This window comes from Alteromonas sp. 07-89-2, assembly GCF_013113925.1.
Lineage (GTDB): Bacteria > Pseudomonadota > Gammaproteobacteria > Enterobacterales > Alteromonadaceae > Alteromonas > Alteromonas macleodii.
Genome location: NZ_VTYM01000002.1, coordinates 30,048 through 53,500 on the forward strand (window position 1 = coordinate 30,048; position 23,453 = coordinate 53,500).

Annotated in this window: 16 protein-coding genes; 5 read left to right on the forward strand and 11 right to left on the reverse strand. The window is 43.7% G+C overall.

Features of this window, described 5'->3' with window-relative positions; all coding sequences use genetic code 11:
• Nucleotides 1–52: 52 nt before the first annotated feature.
• From F0261_RS01510 to F0261_RS01545, 8 genes are all read right to left on the reverse strand, one after another.
• Nucleotides 53–1,174, reverse strand: a complete 1,122-nt coding sequence (locus tag F0261_RS01510; protein WP_041449846.1) for an alanine--glyoxylate aminotransferase family protein — start codon at nucleotides 1,172–1,174, stop codon at nucleotides 53–55.
• A gap of 517 nt (nucleotides 1,175–1,691) precedes the next feature.
• A complete protein-coding gene (locus F0261_RS01515; RefSeq protein WP_014979334.1) occupies nucleotides 1,692–2,216 on the reverse strand; it encodes a gamma carbonic anhydrase family protein in 525 nt (174 codons plus the stop codon).
• A gap of 10 nt (nucleotides 2,217–2,226) precedes the next feature.
• Complete coding sequence (gene tesB / locus F0261_RS01520) at nucleotides 2,227–3,087, reverse strand: acyl-CoA thioesterase II (protein WP_014949536.1); 861 nt, start codon at nucleotides 3,085–3,087, stop codon at nucleotides 2,227–2,229.
• Nucleotides 3,080–4,960: a phosphotransferase gene (locus tag F0261_RS01525; protein WP_014979333.1), complete on the reverse strand. Its 1,881-nt coding sequence runs from the start codon at nucleotides 4,958–4,960 to the stop codon at nucleotides 3,080–3,082. The genes tesB and F0261_RS01525 overlap by 8 nt, the downstream gene beginning before the upstream one ends.
• A gap of 83 nt (nucleotides 4,961–5,043) precedes the next feature.
• Nucleotides 5,044–5,922 carry a 23S rRNA (adenine(2030)-N(6))-methyltransferase RlmJ gene (locus F0261_RS01530; RefSeq protein ID WP_014979332.1) on the reverse strand — a complete coding sequence of 293 codons (879 nt, stop codon included), beginning with the start codon at nucleotides 5,920–5,922 and terminating at the stop codon, nucleotides 5,044–5,046.
• A 147-nt stretch (nucleotides 5,923–6,069) separates the two neighbouring features.
• Entirely contained in the window at nucleotides 6,070–7,770 is a 1,701-nt protein-coding gene (locus tag F0261_RS01535) for a dihydrolipoyllysine-residue acetyltransferase (protein WP_171337040.1), read from the reverse strand.
• 16 nt (nucleotides 7,771–7,786) lie between these two features.
• Nucleotides 7,787–8,764, reverse strand: a complete 978-nt coding sequence (locus F0261_RS01540) for an alpha-ketoacid dehydrogenase subunit beta (RefSeq protein ID WP_014949532.1) — start codon at nucleotides 8,762–8,764, stop codon at nucleotides 7,787–7,789.
• On the reverse strand, nucleotides 8,764–9,951 hold the full coding sequence (locus F0261_RS01545; protein WP_014976583.1) for a thiamine pyrophosphate-dependent dehydrogenase E1 component subunit alpha: 1,188 nt from the start codon (nucleotides 9,949–9,951) through the stop codon (nucleotides 8,764–8,766). The genes F0261_RS01540 and F0261_RS01545 overlap by 1 nt, the downstream gene beginning before the upstream one ends.
• A gap of 500 nt (nucleotides 9,952–10,451) precedes the next feature.
• On the opposite strand from F0261_RS01545, the gene F0261_RS01550 reads away from it, so the two are divergent.
• Nucleotides 10,452–14,426 (forward strand): S8 family serine peptidase, encoded by a 3,975-nt coding sequence (locus F0261_RS01550; RefSeq protein WP_041449973.1) that lies wholly within the window; start codon nucleotides 10,452–10,454, stop codon nucleotides 14,424–14,426.
• 42 nt (nucleotides 14,427–14,468) lie between these two features.
• Here the strand turns inward: F0261_RS01550 and rmuC are convergent, their stop codons facing one another.
• Both rmuC and F0261_RS01560 read right to left on the reverse strand, forming a co-directional pair.
• Nucleotides 14,469–15,758, reverse strand: a complete 1,290-nt coding sequence (rmuC, locus tag F0261_RS01555; protein ID WP_171337041.1) for a DNA recombination protein RmuC — start codon at nucleotides 15,756–15,758, stop codon at nucleotides 14,469–14,471.
• Between the two features lie 234 nt (nucleotides 15,759–15,992).
• Complete coding sequence (locus F0261_RS01560) at nucleotides 15,993–17,522, reverse strand: fumarate hydratase (protein ID WP_014979327.1); 1,530 nt, start codon at nucleotides 17,520–17,522, stop codon at nucleotides 15,993–15,995.
• A 268-nt stretch (nucleotides 17,523–17,790) separates the two neighbouring features.
• Between F0261_RS01560 and pabB the strand changes: the two genes are divergently transcribed.
• The 3 genes from pabB (at nucleotide 17,791) to F0261_RS01575 (ending at nucleotide 21,392) form a co-directional block, all read left to right on the forward strand.
• Nucleotides 17,791–19,230: an aminodeoxychorismate synthase component I gene (gene pabB / locus F0261_RS01565; protein ID WP_171337042.1), complete on the forward strand. Its 1,440-nt coding sequence runs from the start codon at nucleotides 17,791–17,793 to the stop codon at nucleotides 19,228–19,230.
• 62 nt (nucleotides 19,231–19,292) lie between these two features.
• Nucleotides 19,293–19,865 carry a CoA pyrophosphatase gene (locus F0261_RS01570; RefSeq protein ID WP_171337043.1) on the forward strand — a complete coding sequence of 191 codons (573 nt, stop codon included), beginning with the start codon at nucleotides 19,293–19,295 and terminating at the stop codon, nucleotides 19,863–19,865.
• A gap of 153 nt (nucleotides 19,866–20,018) precedes the next feature.
• A complete protein-coding gene (locus F0261_RS01575) occupies nucleotides 20,019–21,392 on the forward strand; it encodes an L-serine ammonia-lyase (protein ID WP_014949525.1) in 1,374 nt (457 codons plus the stop codon).
• A gap of 84 nt (nucleotides 21,393–21,476) precedes the next feature.
• Here F0261_RS01575 and cysB read toward each other — a convergent pair whose 3' ends face one another.
• Nucleotides 21,477–22,451: an HTH-type transcriptional regulator CysB gene (cysB, locus tag F0261_RS01580; RefSeq protein WP_014949524.1), complete on the reverse strand. Its 975-nt coding sequence runs from the start codon at nucleotides 22,449–22,451 to the stop codon at nucleotides 21,477–21,479.
• Between the two features lie 208 nt (nucleotides 22,452–22,659).
• On the opposite strand from cysB, the gene F0261_RS01585 reads away from it, so the two are divergent.
• Entirely contained in the window at nucleotides 22,660–23,364 is a 705-nt protein-coding gene (locus F0261_RS01585; RefSeq protein ID WP_171337044.1) for a sensor histidine kinase KdpD, read from the forward strand.
• Nucleotides 23,365–23,453 lie beyond the last annotated feature (89 nt).

Genomic DNA, 23,453 nt, shown 5'->3' on the forward strand with positions numbered 1-23,453 from the left:
TAAGCATCTCGCTGAACGTGTTGACCGAAAAGATTAAAAGGCGCTAAGCGTTTTACTTAAGCACAGTGCGCAACGCAGCAAGGCAGTGATCGATATTACGGGGTTTACATGCATATCCCATAAGACCAATTCGCCATACTTTACCGGCATGATCGCCTAAACCGGCGCCGATTTCTAAATTAAAATCTTCAAGCAATTGCTTGCGAACGGCAGCATCGTCTACGCCGTCTGGAATTTTAACTACATTTAATTGAGGCAAACGATAAGCACTGTCTACCGTTAGCTCTAACCCAAGTTCACTTAGACCCTGCGCAAGTTTTTCATGACCCAAAGCATGACGCTGCCACGCATTTTCTAAGCCTTCTTCTTTTAAAATCAGAAGTGCTTCGTACATAGCGTACATACTGTTGACAGGTGCGGTATGGTGGTAGGCACGCTTGGCGCCCTGCCCCCAATAACCAACAATCAAGTTCATGTCTAGAAACCAGCTTTGCACTTTCGTTTCTCGGTTTTGAATAACGTTAACTGCTCTTTCACTAAATGAAACAGGAGAGATACCCGGCACGCAACTCAAACACTTCTGTGAACCTGAATAAATAGCGTCAATGCTCCAACCGTCAACATCTAACTCGATACCTCCAAGAGAGGTAACTGCATCAACAATGCTAAGACAATCATACTTTTTAGCCAGCTCGCAAAGCGCTTTGGCTTCATTGCGTACGCCCGTAGATGTTTCTGCGTGAACAAAGGCAAGGATCTTAATATCCGGATTGGCTTTAAGGGTGTCTTCTACCACATTAAGGTCAGTTTGCTCGCCCCATGTATTGTTGACGGTAATAGCCTCACCACCACAACGCTCTACGTTTTCGACCATTCGATTGCCAAATACGCCGTTAATACACACGAGTACCTTATCGCCTGGTTCTACAAGATTAACAAAACATGCCTCCATTCCTGCTGAGCCCGGAGCAGAAATAGGCATAGTAAGTGCATTCTCAGTTTTAAACGCATACTGTAAAAGCTGCTTGGTTTGGTCCATTAACTCAATGAATAATGGATCGAGATGGCCCAGGGTGGGTCTCGCCATGGCGTTTAAAATTCTGGGGTTAACATCGGATGGTCCTGGACCCATCAAAGTCCGTTCAGGGGGAATAAAAGTAGAAAATGATTGCATAATCCATCCTCGTATTAATGTAAGAGCCTGTTTTTAGAGTCAGTATCACGCATATTTAGCATGAACGTTGACGTCATACTACAAGGATAATGGCATGGTACAACCGTCTGTTTTCAACATAACTTACATGAATGAAAGTATGTCTATATATTTAACAAGGGTATACATTAACAACGCTTCATCACGTGGATAAAATGTGTGCAACATGTGGATATAAACTGTACACTTTTTGCTCAAAAAGCATCACATCCGACCAGTATTTAGTCCATTGATTACTAACGTATAAGTTCTACAATTTAATCGACGTAGAGAGTGTAAGATAAAATTCACACAAAAATTGTTTATAATTTAAACAAATGTATTCTATACTCATTGTCCGTTTAAAAGATTTTATTTAAACTCTCCCTGTAAAAGTTAGCGCACGGCTCAGCAATGAGCCATTCCCCTAGGCCCGGAACGTTTGTTCTGGGCATTTTTTATGGGGATTCAAAATATCACGAACAGCCCAGTCTTAGTTTCAGCTATCAACTGGCTGTAATGATGACTTATATGTTTTGGCGTTATCTACGTAATGTTCAGCGGACGCTTTTAGTTTGGGTTCGATCTTCTCATCAAATGTTCTAATGACTTTACCAGGCGCTCCAACTACTAAACTGTAATCTGGAATTTCCATGTTTTCCGTTATCAAAGCGTTTGCGCCAATGATGCAGTACTTTCCAATTTTTGCACCGTTTAATACGACAGCGTTAATTCCTATCAAGGAATAGTCACCAATCTCACAGCCGTGAAGCATGACTTTATGTCCTACTGTTACCCCTTCACCTAGCACTAAAGGAATACCTGCATCGGTGTGTAATACGCTGCCATCTTGGATATTCGTATTTTCACCAACGGTTATCTTGTCCATATCGCCGCGTATAACCGCATTGAACCAAACGCTTGAACCCACTTTGAGTTCAACATTACCAATAACATGTGCGCCTGGCGCTATAAACGTACTTTCATCAACAAGCGGTGATGTAGAACCTAATTTGTAGCGCATTACCCTCTCCCTATTCGTCTACTTTTCTCATTAATCCTTCTTGCATGGTTGACGCAACAAGTTCACCATTTTGGTTAAATATTTGTCCGCGTACCAAACCTCTAGAGCCTCCGCTAAAAGGACTCTCCATTGCATACAATAACCATTCGTTCATATTGATTGGGCGGTGGAACCACATAGCATGGTCTATAGTTGCGATTCGAAGTGATTTATCGGTTACCGCAACACCGTGTGGTTGAAGCGACGTACTGAGAAAGTGATAATCTGACGCGTAAGCAAGCGCAGCTTGATGAACAGTCAGTGATGCATTCATTGTGTCTCTTGCTTTTAACCAAATATAACGCGTCGGTTCGCGTTTCGCTGACTGGTAAGAGTTAGCTGCATCTACCGTGCGGATATCTACAGGTTTATGATAGCTCAACGCTTCTTGCATAGGCCGTGCAATTTTATTGAAGTTAGCTTCATAGAATTCAATGTCAGACTGCACATCTTCCGGCGCAGGCACATCTGGCATTGTTGGGTTTTGATGCTCCATGCCATCTTGAGGAACCTGAAAAGACGCTGTCATGTAGAAAATATTTCTACCATCCTGAATGGCTTTAACCCGTCTAGCAGAGAAACTTCTGCCGTCTCGCACTACTTCAACATCGTAAACTACAGGCTTTTTAGCATCGCCTGGTAGTAAAAAATAAGTGTGGAATGAGTGTGCGACTCTACCAGCCTCCACTGTTTCGTATGCAGCTGCTAACGCTTGCCCCAAAACTTGTCCACCAAACAAGGCGCGGAAGCCTAAATCCCAGCTTTGACCTCGATAGATGCCAGCTTCCACTGTTTCGAGTTCAAAAAGTGACGATAGTTTAATCTCAGACATGTTGTACTTTCTCTTCAATTACTGCTTTTGGGTTTCGCGGGTAGTACTTTTCAGGCAATTTTGCTTTATGCTCGAAAAAGCGCGTATCTTTATAGGGTAACTTCATAAACCCTGAAATGCCTAGCCCTTTTATTTTGGGAATTTGCTGAACGAGTTGCGCTAATAATGCGTGGAAGCGCTCTTCTTGGCTGTGATCAAGCAACGTGTAATAGTTGTGAATTTTCAAATGCCGCGGTAATGCTTCAAATATAATACAACCAGTGTGATGTATTGTATTAAGTTGAACGATGGTATCGATAATCTCCTGAGGCAGCTTTAATAGTTCGTCCGGATCATCGCCATCTTCGAAATATGAGTGAGTACGGCTTTCATCCTTTTGTGCAGAAACCCGTGATAGTTCGTAGGGAATAAACATACCGCCTGCTGGTTTAAAGTCTTCATCTTCACTTTCGCGTTCAATGTGTAGCGTGTTTTTGGCGTTGAACATACAACATTTGAACACCGCGGGCTTGTGAATAGCCCTTGCTAAATTAATGACATTATTCACTGCTAAATCAAACGCTGCTTTCATTGATTCATCATATAAATTCAAGCTTGAATCGACATATATACCTTCTGGCTCCCAGCGCACAGCCATACCGCCAACTACAGGGTAACGGCCTAGTCTGCTTATTGCAGAAACAAATGCTTTTTCGGTATCCCCCATGCCCTGTAAATAGTTTTTGTAGTAGCGGTCAAATTGCGCATCGTCTATATAACGAAGTTCCTCTACGTCTTTTTCATCTAACGAGTCAGACAGTCTTGCCTGTTGGCGTAGGTAAGATTTTCGAGAGCTGTAAACAACGGTTTCAATATCAGCACGGTTCTGAGTGTGGGCCAGCCATGTAGGGATTAACGGAGTATATTGTGTTGGCTTGTCTTGAGTGAAAACCATATTCTTCAAAACGTGGAGATGATTAAACAGGTAATCTCCGCCTTGTCTTCTCTTTTCTGGATCTTCACTGAGCATGTGCTCAAGGATATTAGCAAGCATTTTAGGAAGACCAAGGGATGAAGGTGTAATAACCTTGCTTCCGTAACGACACGATTGCCCTGATGCCAATGCATATAATGTACTGGCCAAGCCTTGTTCATCGAAGCGGGGGCTGGAGAGTGCGCCATTAAGCTGCTCCTCGCCAATAAAATAAACATCGCCAAGTCGAGCATTAGTTTGATGCAGTTCACCCGACATTAAATCCATTACATTGTTACCCACATATTGCCCAGTGATGTCAGTCTGTGCGAACACTGAAGAGCCCCAATCAATCAATCCAACCGATTCATTTTCGGCATCCCAAACCAGATTCGAGGGCTTTATGTCTCCGTGCACAATGGGTTTAATTTCTCCATTTTCACTGTATTGGCGAAAACTGGATAAAAGTTCGCCGACCTGCACTGCAATTTTGACGATAATACGGGGCGAAAGTGGGCCTGTTTTCAAGCTGACCTTTTCTAGGTCTTCGCCAGGTGCGCGCCCCATAACTAAGATGGATTGTTTGCGTATTTGTTGATATTCAATAAACCGTGGCACAAACTCATGATTAACGTGAGAAAGCATAAATGCTTCCTCTTCTAGTCTATCTTGCACATGCTGCGGCAACGTTATTCGCGAAAACTTAAATACCCGTGATTCACCGCTTGGCGCGTTCCCTGCAAACGCAAAACCAAAGGCCCCTTTACCTAAAAGTTCGATGTCACTGTAACCCAACCCTTCTAACTGTGAAATGCAAAGGTTTACCCAGTCTTTTAGTTTTTTCGCATCCGCATGGGATAGCAAATATATCGACTGCTCATCAGGTATATAGAAATGTTTTAGGCCTTTGAGTTGCGACATATTTTTTACTTCACACTTTTAGTGACTTTTTGAAACAGATTAATCAGCAACAATACGACTACCATTGTTAAACTGCACAGCAATCAATTATCTTCGTTTATCCAGGTAACATGCGCTGTAGCGTGATAACCTGCTTTATTTTCACCTAGCATACCAACAACGCTTTCTAACGCGCTTTTTAAATTAGTATCTAGCTGCCAAGGCGGGTTCAAAACGAATACGCCAGAACCATACATTCCGGCATCAGCGGTATTTTCTTCCACGCATATTTCTGCTTTAAAACAGGGTTTACCTAATGCTGCAAGCTTCTCGCTCATAGTTTCACTTGCACCACTTTTGGCGCCAGCCCTCTCTGAAAGTAGTGGATACCACACTACGATTTGTGCCTGATGCCAGCGTTTAAATACCTGTTCCACACCCTTAACAAGGTCGCTATATTCATTCACGCGCTCATAAGGAGGGTCGATTAAAATAGCACCGCGATTGGGTTTAGGTGGCGTGAGTGCACGAAGCCCTTCATATCCGTCTCGTTTGTGTACGTGGCTATTAAGGGTACGTAAACGGGATACGTTGTTGTCTAATTTATCGAATTCCGCCGGATGAAGTTCCATTAGGTGTAAATTATCACCATCCCTTTTCGCTTTTGCGCTTATTGCCGGTGAGCCCGGATATTGTTGTTTTGCTAAAAACGGTTCACACAACGATAAATAGTCGGCCAACAAATTTGGCAAGTCCTGAACGCCTTTATCATCTATAAGCAAACGAGATATACCTGTCTCGTACTCTTTATTTTTTGACGACATGGCATCGGTTAGATCGTACGCACCCGCGCCTGCGTGGGTGTCAAAAAGCGTAAAAGGTTTATCTTTTTTCTTTAATGCGTTGATAACGCCAATCCAACAAAGATGTTTGATGACATCAGCGTGGTTGCCCGCATGAAAGGCATGTTGATAACTAAGCACAAAACCTCAGTAAAATTTTCGTTTTTTTGTAGTGCTCTATAATAACGTCAACGCGCTTTGAGGTATACAAAACAAAAAAGGGCCAATAGTTTTACTATTGGCCCTTTAAAAATATTGCTACTGCAAATCAAATTGCTTTGGATGATATCACTTAAGGTGCATCAACATTTTTTCCGGCTGAGTTAGGTAACTCATCCATAGATTATTGAATCGCACCATAGTCGCACCATCAATAATACGGTGGTCGCCAGACCAATTAACCGCCATGATATTTTGCGCGCTAACATTCCCTTCATCGTCAAAGCGTGGAAGTTTCTGCGTTTTGCCAAGGGCAACAATAGCAGCTTCAGGCTTATTAATTACTGGCGTTGCGGTAATACCGCCTATTGCACCGATATTAGAGATACTAATCGTACCGCCTTTAAGGTGCTCGCCAGCCACGCGGCCCGCTCTGGCTTGTTCGATAATATCCTGCATTTGAACAGCAATTTCTAACAGAGATAGGTCTTGAACACGCTTAATATTCGGTACAAGCAAACCAATTTTAGAGTCTACTGCAAAACCAATATTGTGATCTGCGAAGTAGCTTATCTCAGTGGCGTCTTCGTTAAGCTGACTGTTAACTACAGGGAACTCATTAAGTGCCAATGACATTGCTTTAACGAAAAACGGCATAAAGCTGAGTTTTACGTTCTTCGCTTCAAATTCAGGTTTAAGCAGCTTGCGTAGCGACATCAAGTTGTCCATTACCAACTCGTCACTGACTGTGAAGTGCGGGATAGTATAGACCGAAGCCGACATTTGCTTCGCCATAGCTGCCTGAATACCGCGTACTTTTTCCGTTCTAACGCTGCCTTTACCCACAGTGCTTGTGCTATTCAAATCACCTTTTTCTGCGGTAGATGAGCTTGGCGCAGAAGATGACGTATTTTGAGACGACGTGTCAACATTCGAATGTTGTAGATTCAACACGTCAGACTTAAGGATCCGCCCCTTTTTACCCGAGCCTTCCACAGTAGAAAGGTCGATATTCTTTTCTCTTGCAACACGTCTTACCGCGGGGCTAGCCAACACCTTACCTTCTATAGTGATAGGTGGCTCGTATTCACCGTCGCTGAATTTTGAAGGAGCAACTTGCGCTGATTGCTGACTTGCACCGTTTGTTTGCGTGTTCACTGAACTTTGAGATGCAACGCTTGAAGCGCTGTTGTTTACCGATGGTGATTCGTCATTAGTACCGCTAGTAGTTGTGACTTCACCGGCAACTTCTAACGCAAACAATGCACTATGCACTTTCGCTATATCGCCTTGCGCGTAATAAAGGCGATGCACGGTACCTGCGTTTTTAGCAGGTATTTCTACCACTGCTTTATCGGTCATTACTTCTACAACGGCTTGGTCTTCTTCTATTTCATCGCCTTCAGCCACATTCCATTTCACAATCTCACATTCAACTATACCCTCACCAATATCTGGTAGAATAAAGTCTTCAATGTGTTTGCCGTTTGAAGCGCTTGAAGAAGCATTGTCATTCACTGTCGCTGTTTCAGCCGCATTGTCTTTTACTTCTGCTTGCGCGTCTTCTTGAGTATCTGAGTTAGCGTCGGCATCATCTGGCGTCATAGAGAATAACGGGGCGTGCACTTTAGCAATATCGCCTACCGCGTAATGCAGTTTATTAACCACACCCGCATGCATTGCAGGAATTTGCACGGTAGCCTTGTCGGTCATTACTTCCGCGACAGGTTGATCTTCTTCTATATGCTCACCTTCAGAAACTAACCATTCCAGAAGTTCACATTCAACTATACCTTCACCAATGTCCGGTAAGATAAATTCAATCGTCATTTCATCGTCCCCCGGCTTAGTAGTGAAGCGTACGTTTTATGGCTTCGTACGTCTTCGTTTCATCTGGCATATATTCTTTTTCGTGCGCCAAAGGATACGGCGTGTCTAAACCACACACTCTCGCAATAGGCGCTTCAAGATATAAGAAACAACGTTCCTGAATGCTCGCTGCGATTTCACTCGCAAAGCCACCCGTTAGCGGTGCTTCGTGGTTTATCAATAAGCGACCTGTTTTCATTACAGATTGCATAACCGTTTCAACGTCCCACGGTAATATGCTGCGCAAATCGATGATTTCACACGACACACCATCTTCTAAGGCCATTTCTGCAGCTTTTTGCAGAATTTCTATTTGCGCGCCCCACCCTAACAAGGTGATATCGCTACCTTCTTGAACAATATCTGCCTTACCTAATGGCAGTTCGTAATCTTCTTCAGGCACTTCCGATACAGAAGCGCGGTAAAGACGTTTAGGCTCCATAAACAATACGGGGTTTTTATCGCGAATTGACGCAAGCAACAAACCTTTCGCCTGATATGGGTCACGAGGGATAACAATCTTTAACCCTGGGCAGTGAGCGAAGAATGCCTCTGGTGATTGACTATGGTAGTGGCCGCCTGCGATACCGCCACCATAAGGTGTACGAATTGTTAGCGTACCAACATCGAACTGACCGCCTGAACGGTAGCGCCATTTAGCCGTCTCATTCACAATTTGATCGAATGCAGGGAAAATGTAATCACCAAACTGAATTTCAGCAATAGGTACAGAGCCTTGTGAGGCCAAGCCGTTCGCGAAGCCAATAATGCCTTGTTCAGTAAGCGGCGTGTTAAAGCAACGCGCCTTACCAAATTTTTCTTGAAGGTGACTGGTTGCACGGAACACGCCACCAAAATGGCCCACGTCTTCACCAAAGACCATTACTTTTTCATCTTCGGTCATGGCTGTGATGAGTGCATTATTAATTGCTTGAAGTAGATTCATCTTAGCCATTATTTTACTCTCCCTGCTGTTTTAGGGTACATCTTCGGGTACTTCTTAATATGCGCTTTCAATTCACTGAGTTGTTCTTTTAAATGCCAAGGTGCTGTGTCGTATACATCTTCGACAATGTCTTCAATGGCACATACGTCAGTCTTTTCACAACTCTTCATTGCTGCTAAAACGTCTTGTCTTGCTTTATCGACGCGCTTTTGGTTCTCAGCCTCGTCAAACCAGCCTTTGCTTTCTAACCATTTCGCCATACGAGCGATAGGGTCTTTTGCACGCCACTTATCTTCTTCTTCACGAGAGCGATAGCCTGTTGGGTCGTCTGACGTGGAGTGTGCCGCTAAACGATATGTCATGGCTTCAATAAGTACAGGACACTTTTCTTCAATGGCAATACGACGGGCTTCTTTAGTAGCCGCATAAATGGCTAACACATCGTTACCATCAACACGGATAGTTTTAATACCGTAACCTAAGCCACGAGAAGCAATGCCGTCACCCGCGAACTGCTCTTCTGCTGGTGTTGAAATGGCGTAGCCATTGTTACGGCAAAAGAAAATAACTGGGCAGTTTAATACAGCAGCCATATTTAACCCTGCGTGGAAGTCTCCTTCAGACGCTGCACCTTCACCGAAGTAACAGATAGTAACCACATCTTTACCCGACATTTTTTGGCCATAGGCGTAACCAGATGCTTGAGGGATCTGTGTGCCTAGTGGTGAAGATATAGTCATGAAGTTAAGTGGCTTGTCACCATAATGGATAGGCATTTGACGTCCTTTATTCGGGTCGTCTTTATTGCTAAACATTTGGTTCATGAACTGTTCTGTGGTGTATCCGCGGTAGGCTAATGCGCCTTGCTCACGGTACTGAGACATGATCATGTCGTCATCTGAGAGTGCTGCAGCACTTGCAACTGACGCCGCTTCTTCACCTGTGCTGGCCAAGTAAAAACTAATACGACCTTGACGCTGTGCACCCACCATACGTTCATCCAATACTCGAATGTAATGCATGGTATTAAATATTTTTAATGCTTCTTCTTTGCTGAGGTCAGGTTCAACTGCTTTTTCAATGAGTTCACCTTCGGCAGAAAGGATTTGCAGCATTGGGATATCAACAACCCCTTTAGTAATAATTTCGACCTTATTTGTTGTTTTTACTTCGGCCAAATGATTTCTGTCTTTCACGTTTGTTCCCCTTAAATATGAGGGTTAATAGCGACTTATAGTGATACCAATATGCTAGTTGAGAAAATGCAGGAGCGTCCTACTTATTCATTGGCATTTTTTCAAATGGGTGAAATAGACATACTCAATTAGTCTAAATGAAAAGGATATTCGTCCTAAAAACGTAAACCTTATGTAAAAAATATGAAAATCACGTAGGACAGACGTTTCTTATTCGTCTAAGTGGACAAAGTATTTAGATTTTTACAACTTAGGATGCCAAACCACGTCGGTGTATAACTTCAAGTAAAAAAGGAAGTTATCTATGCAACGTCTATTCACCGTTAAATGTAACAAAATGTGTAAATTGTGTATTGCAGAAACACACGTTACAAAAAGAAAAAAAGTGTGCTAGTAATAGATAGTCACAACGATAAGTTGCGTTTTAAACGAGGCGAATGACCTTTGAAGCAAACAAGAAAATCGTTGGGCTCCAGGGAACTATTCACACGAGAATAATTATGAAAAAAACAATCCTAAGTACAGTTATTGCTACCGCATTAGCGGGCTCAGCTTTTGGTGCTTTAGCTATATCAAATCAACTATCTGGTTACGGCGTAGAGCAACAAAATGCCATTGAGGCGTCTTTCGACAAGAAGAATATTCTTGCAAATGCCATTCAAGCAAATAGCGATAGTGTACGTGTTATCGTCCAGCTAACTGATGTACCGATGGCGCAATTCAGCGCTGTAAACCCAAGTGTAAGCAGTATGGCTGCGCACAAAGGTAAAAAGGTTAATTTTGAGTCAAGCGCAGCAAAGGAATATAAGTCATTCCTTGAATCGCAACAGCAATCCGTTATTCAATCTATCAAGTCTTTCGACAAGTCATTTAAAGCTGATATGTCATATACGGCTGCGTTCAATGGCTTTGCGGGTATCGTTTCAAAAAGTGCTCTTGATCAGCTTTCAAGCCTGTCAACGGTGAAAGCAGTATATCCTGACGTCATTCATCACGCACAAATGGACGCAAGTTTGGACCTCATTGGTGCCGTAGAAACTTGGGAACAGCTGGGTGGTAAAGAAAATGCTGGTGCAGGTGTAAAGGTTGCTATCATCGATAGTGGTATTCGCCCTCAGAACCCACTATTTAGTGGTGAGAACTTTGAAGCGCCTCCTGCAGATACGCTACCAACTGACGACTACTGTTCAGAAGTACCGGATTTTTGTAACAACAAACTTATTGTTGCTCGTGCCGCTGATATCGTAGAAGGCTTCGCTGTTGTTGAGGAAGAATATGAAAGCCCGCTAGGCTTCAATGGACACGGTACGCACGTAGCCGGTACAGCTGTAGGTAACTACGGAGTAATGGCAGAGCGAGACGGTGCTGAAGCAGAGATATCTGGTGTTGCTCCAGCCGCTTACCTAATGGTTTACAAAGGTTTGTATGCCACACCTGCTAACCCAGCGTCTTCTAGTGGTGCCTCTTCAATGCTCTTATCAATGCTTGAAGCCGCGCTTACAGACGGCGCCGACATTGTAAATAACTCGTGGGGCGGCGGCGCTGGCGGCAACCCCAACGGCTCTATTTATGAAGACGTACTTGAAGCAATGCACGATGCTGGCGTGGTTACCGTCTTCGCAGCGGGTAATGACGGTCCAAATGAAGGTACGATTGGCTGCCCTGGCTGCTCAGAAGATGTAATCACCGTTGCAAACACAACAACGGGTCGTCTATTTGCAAATGAAGTGACAATTGAAGGTGACACCACTATCGGTTCAATTCCAGCACTTTATTCTGTAGGCAATCCAGCCATTGTATTTGATAGCCCAATTACCGCACCGGTTGTTTATGCAGGTGAAGTAGATGCGGCAAACGTTGAAGGTTGTGATGCATTTGCTGCAGGCGCGTTTGACGGTGCAATTGCGCTTATCAGCCGTGGTACATGTGGCTTTGTAACAAAAATCGAGAACGCAGAGGCTGCTGGTGCAACTGCTGTTCTTGTTCACAATGTCGATGGACGCGGTGAAGCGCCAATATTAATGGGCGGCCTGAGTGAAGCACAAACCATTCCTTCACTTATGCTTCCTGCGACATCAGGGCAAGAACTTGCGTCTTTAGCGGTAGCAACAGACGAAGCACTAAACGTAACCATTGGAAGTGACATTGTTCGCGTTGTTTCAGACAGCCTTGCTGACATCATGAATGAAAGCAGCTCTCGTGGACCGAATGGCGATCCGTCATTCCTTAAGCCCAACATTGCCGCTCCTGGTACGCGTATTTTCTCTGGTGAATCTCCAGATGCACCAGGACACGAAGGTGAGAGCTTCTCGTTCAAAAACGGTACCTCGATGGCATCGCCTCACGTTGCAGGAGCAGCTGCACTTCTTAAACAAATGCATCCTGATTGGACTGCACAACAAATTAAGAGCGCGCTAGTAACCTCTTCAATTCGTGACGTACTAAAAGAAGATGCGACTACACAAGCAGACAACTTCGACATGGGTGCTGGCCGTTTAGACTTGCCGCGCGCAACGACAGTTGAGCTAACTTATAGCGACCTAAGCCTTGTAGATGGTAATTGCTACTTGAACTGTGAAATGTCTATCACGGTAACTAACACCAGCGATGAAGACATAACTGTTGATGCAACAGCTATGTTCAATGATCCAGCAATTTCGGCAACAGTGACGCCGCAAATGGCAACGCTACCTGCAGGTGCATCTGCTGAAATCATGGTTGCAGTAGACGTTACAACGGCTTCAACTGGGTCATGGTCTTTCGGGGGCATTAACTGGGCAGACACAGACGATACAACAACGGATTACTTTATTCCCGTTGCAGTTTATCCAATCAGCACAGATAGACCTGAATTATTTAGCAGTGACGTTAGTACGCAAGTGGCTGAAGAAGGTCAACTGGTTAGAGTTTCTGCATCAGCGACAAACCAAAATGTTACTGGCATGATTGGTGTTACAGGAACAGTAGACCACAAGTTCGAGATTGATCCATCTACTATTGCTGCGGTTAAGAACGGAAACCAAGAGCCTGTATCCTACGATGCTGACAAAGGTCAAATCTACTGGGAAGGTGCGTTGAACACCTCGTCTTACTCATTAGACGCAGATACTACTATTGCTGCACTAACGGGTGGTTACCTTCCAATGGCCGCGCTGGGAGTACAACCTCTAACCTGTTCAGGTTCGTGTGATGATACCTCAATCACTATCTCAGACCTTCCTGAGATGACGTATCTAGGCAAGGCATACACCTCAATGCAGATTTCTTCAAACGGTTATATATCTTTGGGGACATCTTCAGGAAACGTAACAACGCCTACGCCTGCTGTTATGCCAAACAGTAATGAACCTAACAATGTACTAGCACCTTTCTGGACAGACCTTGATTTATTAGGTACTGACGCAGGAGATGAAGGTACAGGTAACTTATATGCTGCTAGCTTGAATGGTCCTAATGGTTCATTGCTTGTAATTGAATGGGAAAATGCACAGCTGTGGGGTATTCCTGATACAAGCTTTAACTTCCAAATTTGGTATGATTTTGCTTTTGATACCATCCACTTCGTATACGGAAATATGGATAGCCCTCAATACGCTACTGTTGCTGGGTTCGAGAATCCAACGGGTACAGCTGGCTTTACTTTAGGTGCGTTAACATCTGCGGGGGCACAAGGAACGTTACCTGTTTCAGGTGATGAATTCATTTTAGCATCATCTCCTGGTGATGAAATTGAGTTCAGCTATAACGGTACCGTTGTTCCTTCAAGCGAATATATGGATGACATGTTGACAGTTAACGAAGATGCGTCGGTAACAGCTAACATCCTTGCTAATGAAATGGACAGCACAATCATCAACACATTTACCATGGAATCGCTTTCAGGTGACTTCCGTACGTTTACGCCAATCACTATTGATAAAGCGCCGCTTGATCCATCGACTGTTGAAGTAACTACTGAGCCTGCAAACGGTACAGTTACAGTAAATGAAGATGGTACGGTGACCTACGCTCCAAATACTAACTTCTTCGGTGAAGATTCATTCACGTATACCGTGCGTGTTGAAGGTACCATTGATGAAAATGAAGAGCCGGTAGAAGGTGATATTGTTGGCGAAGGCACAGTAACTGTAGCGGTTGCGGGTGTGCAAGACGCACCTGTTATCTCAATCTCTGCACCAACAAGTGTAGATGAGGGTGAGTCATACACCGTGACGGCTTCTGCAACTGACCCGGACGGTGACGACGTTACTATTACCGTAAATGGTATGGCTACATCATCAATCACTGACACCGCGCCAAGTCATGAACAGGCTCGTCAGGTAACGGTTGAAGTAACTGCGACTGACGGCATCGATACTACGACAGAAACCGTAACAATTCGTGTAAACGATACATCGGGTGGTGGTTCAATGGGCTGGATTGCATTGCTTCTTGCTCCAGCAGTTTACCTACGTAGACGCATGAAACGTTCATAACGTTTTTTGATAAGAGAAAAAAGGCCGCAATTGCGGCCTTTTTTAATCGTCTTGAGAAAGTTGCTGTAAGTGCTGAGACATTCGCTTACTGGGTTGTACGCCAAGTTCTCTAAACTTTTCTATTTGCCTTACCAAGTTCCCTCTTCCACTGGTTAACTTATTCATTGCTTGTTCGTAGTTTGCGTGAGCGGTATCCATCGACTTACCTACTTTTTCCATATCCGTCACAAACCCAACGAACTTGTCATAAAGCTTTGCTGCTTGTTCAGCAATAAGCTGTGCGTTTTGATTTTGGTACTCATACTGCCAAATGTTATTAATAGTACGCAGTGCAACCAGTAAATTAGTTGGGCTAACCAACATGATGTTGTGATTAAGTGCCATTGTGACTAAATCTGGTTCTTCTTCGACAGCAATCAGAAATGCAGGCTCAATGGGAATGAAAAGTAACACATAATCCAGTGTCTTTATGCCTTTAAGCGTTTGGTAGTCCTTCGCGCCTAAGCCTTTGATGTGCCCTTTTATAGAAGCTACATGTTGACTTAAAAATTGCGCTTTCTCAGCTTCATCATCACAATTGTAATACCTTTCATAGGCCGCCAAACTTACTTTTGAATCTATGATCACATCTTTATCATTTGGCAAATGCACCACGACATCTGGTTGAAATCGCTTGCCGTGCTCTGATGTTGCTGACATCTGTGTTTCAAATTCATGACCCTCGCGTAAACCAGATTCTTTGAGTATCCGCTCAAGCACTACTTCGCCCCAGTTTCCTTGCTTTTTATTGTCACCTTTTAGTGCATTGGTCAGCGCTGCAGCTTCTTCCGTAATTTTCTGGTTGAGAGCCTTTAAACTTAGAATCTCTGTTTTAAGTGAGGCTCGCTCCTGCCCCTCACGTATGTGTTGTTCTGAGATTTGACGTTTAAAACCATCTAACTCGTTTTTGAATGGTGCCAAAACAGCTTCTATATTGTGTTTTGTTTGTTGCGTGTAACGCTGTTGCTTTTCTTCGAATATGCGATTTGCTAGATTTTCGAATTGCGTATGCAAACGTTGTTCAGATGCATTCATAGACGCAAGTTTATCTTCATGCGCAGCATGGAGCGCCTGAATTCTTGCTTGGTGCGCATCGTTTTGTGCTTGAAGCTTGGCAATAGCAATACGCTCGCTATTCAAAGCATTTTGTAGCTGCTCATTGATTTGCGAAAGCTGCGTTATCTTGGTGGCATTCGCCTGGCCTCGAATAAATGAATAAAGTGAAAAAGCACACACACTTACGAAGGCTATTAGAAAGGAAACGGGTTCGCTAGAAATAAGGTTAATTAACATAGTGCACGTTCATACTGTTATTTTGTACAGCACTATAAACAAAATCAGATAAATATACCAACTGGTATAAATTTAAAATGAAATTGGGGCAAAACGTCTAGCACGTACACCTTTAAAAAAAATGAAACTACACAAATGAAAACGGGTGCTATTGCACCCGTTTTTTATACTGTGATGAAAAACCTAATTAGCTTTCTTAAGCAGAACGGCTCATCTTAAGTTTTGCCTTTCTATCTATTTAGATAGCGAGGCATCAAGCTCTTCAATTTTTGCTTTCCAAATGGCCGGACCATTTTTGTGAGCATTGGCACCCGTGCTGTCTACTGCAACGGTTACTGGCATGTCTTCTACGTCGAACTCGTAAATTGCTTCCATACCTAAGTCCTCGAAAGCTACGACACGAGATTTCTTAATGGCTTTAGATACAAGGTACGCTGCACCTCCAACTGCCATTAGATAAACCGCTTTGTGTTTAGCAATTGATTCAACGGTTGCTGGACCACGCTCTGCTTTTCCAATCATGCCAATAAGGCCTGTTTTCTCTAGCATCATGTCAGTGAACTTATCCATACGGGTAGCCGTTGTCGGGCCAGCCGGACCAACCACTTCGTCACCTACAGCGTCAACAGGACCAACGTAATAGATAAAGCGGTTAGTTAGGTCAACGCCCTCTGGTAAACCTTCACCATTTTCCATCATGGTTTGAATGCGCTTGTGAGCAGCATCACGACCGGTAAGCATCTTACCTGACAGCAGTACCGTTTCTCCTACTTTCCACTCTTGGATATCTTCTTTTGTTACTTCATCAAGGTTAACGCGGCGAGTGTTTTCGCTCACTTCCCAAGTTACTTCTGGCCAATCTTCTAATTTAGGTGGCGTAAGCTCCGCTGGACCCGAACCATCTAGATAAAAATGTGCGTGACGAGTCGCCGCACAGTTAGGGATCATTGCTACAGGTTTTGACGCAGCGTGAGTAGGTAGCGACTTAATCTTAACGTCAACAACGGTCGTTAAACCACCTAGGCCTTGCGCACCGATACCCAATTTATTTACGCGGTCAAAAATTTCTAAGCGAAGTTTTTCGTCGGTAGTTTGCGGGCCGCGCTCTATAAGCTCTTGGATGTCTACTGGGTCCATAAGGCTTTCTTTTGCAAGTACCGCTGCTTTTTCAGCCGTACCGCCAATACCTATTCCCAGCATACCTGGAGGGCACCAGCCTGCCCCCATCGTTGGCAAAGTTTTTACTACCCAGTCAGCAATATCATCGCTTGGGTTAAGCATTACCATTTTAGACTTGTTTTCAGAACCGCCGCCTTTAGCCGCGATCATCACTTCGATCTTTTCACCCGCAACCATGTCGATATGCACAACAGATGGCGTATTGTCTTTGGTGTTTTTGCGCGCACCGGCAGGGTCAGCAACGATAGAGGCGCGAAGCGGATTGTCTGGATTAAGGTATGCACGACGTGTACCTTCATCAACCATTTCTTGAACGGTCATGTCAGTTTTATCCCACGTCACACCCATACCAACTTTAACAAAACAGGTTACGATCCCCGTGTCTTGACACAAAGGGCGCTTACCCTCTGCAGACATGCGTGAGTTGATAAGAATTTGCGCCATCGCGTCTTTCGCGGCTTGGCTCTTTTCCTTTTTATAGGCTTCTTCTACGGCTTTAACGTAATCGAGCGGGTGATAATAAGAAATAAATTGCAGGGCATCTTCAATGCTGTCAATGAAGTCTTGTTGACGGATAACGGTCATGACATCCTCTTTTTATTTGGCTTTCGTGGTCTTAGCTAGCTAAAAAAGCGTATACTAGCGCATCTAAAGACAACGCACCATGTAAAACCATGTGCTTGTGGCTAATTCCAGTCATTTTTAAAAACTATGCTGAAGGGATATCTGAAAAAGCAGCTTAATGTCATCGGTTATTAGTCTTTATTTGTTAACGCCAGTTAAAAATAGAAGGAAGTTTGTGCTTAATTTAAGCACCAAACGCCCACGATAAAAAGAAGTACAGAAAACACCTATGTCACACGCAGATACTATTCACGTTCATGTTTCCCGTTTCACTGCAGAGGAATTAGCCGATAAATTAGCGCTAAATTGTGACGAGAACGCAGCCGTTTTCAATGCACTTTTTAAGCGAGTCTCTACACACCCATATTCCCTTTTACTAGATACTTCTGGTTCGTCTAAAAGTGAAGGTCGCTTCAATATTATGGCATTTTCGCCTTCCGCAGTTATCGAAGCAAAAGGTGATAAGGTTCAACTCATCGAACTAAACACTTCAAAGCGTCAGCAATTGACATTGCCCCCCTTTGAAGCGGTGCAAGCACACTTACATGCGCGCGTTTCAAATGTAGAGATACATGCCAGTGTAAATACAGCGCACCTCCCTTTTATTATCGGTGTGGCTGGTATGGCAGGCTATGATACTGGGCGCTTTTATGAAACGATGCCAAGCATCGCCAAAGATGACTACGAAACCCCTGATTTCGCGGTTGGCCTTTATCTTCGTTCACTTATTGAAGATACAAAAACAGGTTATATCTATTATTGCTCCGTTGACAGTCAACCGCTGACTCAGTTTTTTTCTTCGTTCAACGACGAATCACCTGAGCCAAATTTCAAGTTAACGTCGCGGTTCGAATCAAATTTGTCTAAAACGGAATATGAAGCTTGTTTGGATAAAATACACGCCTATTTGCGTGCCGGTGATTGCTACCAAGTAAATATGGCGCAACGTTTTAGCGCAGCGTTTGAAGGGAATATGTGGCAAGCATATTGTGAGCTACGCAATCAAAATCAAGCGCCATTTTCAGCTTTTTATAACCTGCCCCAAGGCTGTATTGCTTCCATTTCACCAGAACGCTTTCTACGCGTTAGAGATGGGGTTGTAGAAACAAAACCGATAAAGGGTACACGCCCGCGATTTAAAGACAAAGAAGAAGATGCCGCCAGTGCTCAGAGCTTGCTCTCAGCAGAAAAAGACCGTGCAGAAAATCTCATGATTGTAGATCTGTTGCGCAACGATATTTCAAAGCACTGCAAACCTCACTCGGTGAACGTACCCGCACTCTTTGCTCTTGAAAGTTATCAGGCTGTGCACCATTTAGTAAGTACGGTAACTGGTGAATTGAATGAATCTTCTTCGCCTTTATCGCTTCTGGCATCAGCATTTCCTGGGGGGTCAATAACTGGAGCACCGAAAATCCGCGCGATGGAAGTTATCGATGAGCTAGAGCCACATCGCCGGAATATCTACTGTGGTAGCGTGTTCTATATGGGTTTTCGTGAAGACATGGATTCAAGTATTTGTATTAGAACCGTATTGGCAGAGAACCGTCGATTACATTGCTGGGCCGGTGGTGGTATTGTGCTAGATTCTGTTTCTAACGAAGAATATCAAGAAACCCTAGATAAAGTGTCTAGAATACTGCCAGTACTTGAATCAATTAACCAATAGCACAGTATTTGTATGTAATGTGCTAGCACAAAGGTAAGCATATAGGTTGTAAACAAATATCTATGACAAAGAACGAATTTCTATCACAGTTTCACCACTTAAGGCAGCCTCACACCGAGCCAGATTTTCCGTTGCGAAAAACAGGGCGCCCTGCGGCAGTACTTATCCCCCTGATAGATTATGGCAATTCGCTTCAACTACTGCTTACCGAACGAGCGCACCACCTTAAGCATCATCCAGGTCAAATCAGTTTTCCAGGCGGAGCGGTCGACGAAGCTGACAATTCTTTTTTTGACGCGGCACTTAGAGAAGCTGAAGAAGAAGTTGGTTTACCCGCTACTCACGTAGACGTAGTAGGAATGTTGCCTAGATACCGAACAATCAGCGGATATGAAATTGCGCCAGTTGTTGGCTTTGTAAATCCTGACTTTACACCGATTATTGACAAAAATGAGGTAGAAAGCGCTTTTGAAGTGCCTCTCGCACATGTTTTAGAGAGAAGAAATCATTTAGTTCACACGACGCATCGCGATAAAAAGGCATTTCCAATTTACTTTATCCCATGGAAAAACCGCATGATATGGGGCGCAACGGCGGCAATGTTACGCAATTTATCTCATCATATTCACCCTTAGCCTTTGTATTTGCTTGACCGCTCTTGCGTGTACTATAAATTAAACTTTACAGCGTATTAGCAAAACTAATCCCTTTATTAGCTTTTCTGTATTGTGGTTTTTCCGTGGTGGATGCATGATCTTACTATTACTTTGTTTTAATTTTGAAAGTTTATGATCAGTGTATTTGATATGTTCAGCGTGGGCATTGGCCCATCGAGTTCGCACACCGTAGGACCAATGAAAGCAGGCGCCGAGTTTGTCACCGAACTCGCTCAGGAAGCTGCGCTTTTTGATTCAGTGGATAGCGTGAAAGTTGAACTGTTTGGGTCATTAGGCCAAACCGGTATCGGCCACGGAACAGGAAAAGCTGTTATCCTCGGTTTACTAGGAGAACTTCCAGACGTTGTCGATGTGGACAGCATCGAGACTAAACTTGAAGAAATACGCAACACGGAAAAGCTTTGCCTTAATGGCCAGAAATTAGTGCGCTTTCCTAACAAGAACGCCATTGTTTTTCACCGCCGTAAAACGCTCCCCAAACACGCTAATGCCTTAACGTTTTATGCGTACGCGAAAGATGAGCTTGTAAAACAACAAACTTATTACAGTATTGGCGGTGGTTTTATCATAAAAGACGAAGACTTCGATGCGACCAAAGCGCATGCAGCCAGCCTGCAAGCATCAGTACCCTTCCCTTTTAAAACGGCCGGTGACCTTCTTGCTCTGTGTAAAACTAACGGCTTAAGCATTAGTTCACTGATGCTACGTAACGAATCAACTTTCAGGCCCAAGCACGAAGTGAAGCAACAGCTACACAACATTTGGTTAGTGATGAAAGCCTGTATTCAGCGAGGTATCGAAAGCGAGGGTATTTTACCTGGTGGGCTAAAGGTAGTTCGCCGTGCGCCTGGACTATACCGTCGACTTCAAACTGAACACACAAACGACCCTATGCAGACTATGGATTGGGTTAACTTGTTTGCTTTAGCTGTAAACGAAGAAAATGCAGCTGGCGGCCGTGTTGTAACTGCACCAACAAATGGAGCAGCGGGCATCATTCCGGCGGTTCTACAGTACGTAGATAAGTTTATTCGACCTGTTGATGAAGAAGTAGCAAGCCGATTCCTGCTTACCGCAGGCGCTATTGGTATTCTCTATAAAGAAAATGCGTCAATCTCAGGTGCTGAAGTAGGTTGCCAAGGAGAAGTAGGCGTCGCTTGTTCAATGGCTGCAGGCGCGTTAGCTGAAATTATGGGGGGCACAGCTGCCTCGGTAGAGAACGCTGCGGAAATCGGTATGGAGCACAACCTCGGCCTTACTTGTGACCCCGTGGGTGGCTTGGTTCAGGTTCCGTGCATTGAGCGAAATGCCATGGGTGCAATCAAAGCCATTAATGCTTCTCGTCTTGCACTGCGCGGAACCGGTGAGCAAAAAGTATCACTAGATAAGGTTATTAAAACTATGCGCGATACTGGCAACGATATGAAGACTAAGTATAAAGAAACGGCGAGAGGTGGGCTCGCGGTAAATATTATCGAATGTTAGCGCCGCGCTCTAACTAGACAATATGTGAAACGCAAAAAAGGGGCAATTAGCCCCTTTTTAAAACGTTTTCAACAAGCGCTGCGTTTACTTTACTGGAAGCGTCACGCCTTTAAACATTTTTTCTACTTCTTCGTTATTTTTCAGCATCATAGCTTTCTCAACCTTGTCCTTGGTCAGGTGAGGCGCAAAACGCTCAATGAAATCGTACATATAACTTCTTAAGAACGACCCTTTTCTGAAACCAATTTTCGTCGTGCTGTAATCGAACAGGTGACTTGCATCTATCTTCACAAGATCATCATCTAACTCTTCGCTTACCGCCATCGACGCAATAACACCAATACCGACACCTAAGCGGACATAGGTTTTAATAACGTCGGCATCTGTTGCGGTAAACACGATTTTAGGTGTTAGCCCTGCTCTTTCAAACGCTTGATCTAATTCAGAGCGCCCGGTGAAACCGAAAACATAAGTAACCAACGGATATTTGGCAATGTCTGAAATATCGATAGTGCCCTTTTTCGACAACGGATGGTCTTTGTTTACTATTACACTGCGATTCCAGTGATAACAAGGAAGCATGACTAAATCGTTGTACAAGTGGAGAGCCTCGGTAGCGATAGCAAAATCGGCTTCGCCTTTGGCAGCCAGGTCGCTAATTTGAGACGGCGTGCCCTGATGCATGTGTAATGACACTTTTGGATACTTGCTCATGAAACCCTGAATAACATCAGGTAATGCATAACGGGCTTGCGTATGCGTAGTCGCAATATTTAGTTTACCTTGATCTGGAAGCGTGTGCTCCCTTGCTACCGCTTTAATACTCTCTACTTTGGCTAGTATTTCACGAGCTATATTGATTACATCATTACCGGCGTCTGTTACGTGTGTTAAATGCTTACCGCTACGGCCAAAAATCTGAACACCTAGTTCATCTTCCAACATGCGAACTTGTTTGCTGATACCCGGCTGTGAGGTATATAAACTTTCTGCTGTTGCTGACACGTTCAAATTGTTATTGAGGACTTCTACGATATACCGTAGTTGCTGTAGCTTCATATTTTACACCGTTTAATGCGATAGACTGACACTGTACTCCCTCCGTTATAACCAAAACCACCTTTTTTTACTAGTTGCTATTACGAAATTGGCATTATAAAGTTGAAAATAATTGAATTTTTACATTTTCGAGTGGGATTTATTCGCCTTTATCCGATTTCTTCTACATTATGGGTAGGTGATTAAAAAGCACGGTGTTAGATAGATAATGAGTAGCAGTAAACAAGTTACATCCACAATTGATTTTTCATCGGTGTTGGCAGCTGCTGTGCACGATATGAAAAATTCACTTTTTCTCCTTATTCAATCTATTGAAACACTCAGCGACGCCCTTTCTCCTCAAGACGAGAAAGCTAGAGAGCAGGTTGCGAGTGTTCATTATGAAGCATCCAGGCTCAACACCAATCTTGTTCAAGTACTCTCTTTGTACAGGGCTGAATTAGAAAGTTTACCCATTACCGTTGACGAAAGTTTCATCAAAGATTTGGTTGAGGATGTTGTTGGCTCTAATGCGTTATATGTATCGCAGAAAAATATTGATATAAGCATCGCTATCGAAGATGACCTTAGCTGGTACTTAGACAGTGAGTTAATTTATTTGTTATTAAACGATGTAATCATTAACGCAATGCGCTATGGAACATCCCAAATAATAGTAAGTGCCAAAGCAGACGAGAACGACTTCATGACCATTAAAATAGAGGATGATGGTCGTGGCTATCCTGAAGCGATGTTGACTAAAAGCCACGAAGAGCTATGTGACTTTGAGTTAAGCCAAGGAAGAACGGGATTGGGGTTATTTTTTGCGAAGTTAATTGCAAACGCGCATTCTCAAGGAGATAAAGTGGGCTCAATCGCCCTTTCCAACGGCGGGAGTCTCGGTGGAAGTGTATTTGAAGTAAAAATACCGTAAGATTGACCGATAACATTAAGTAATACAAAAAGTAACGCTCGTACGTAGTAATACGTTAACGTTATAAAAAATAAAAAACAGACGGAAAC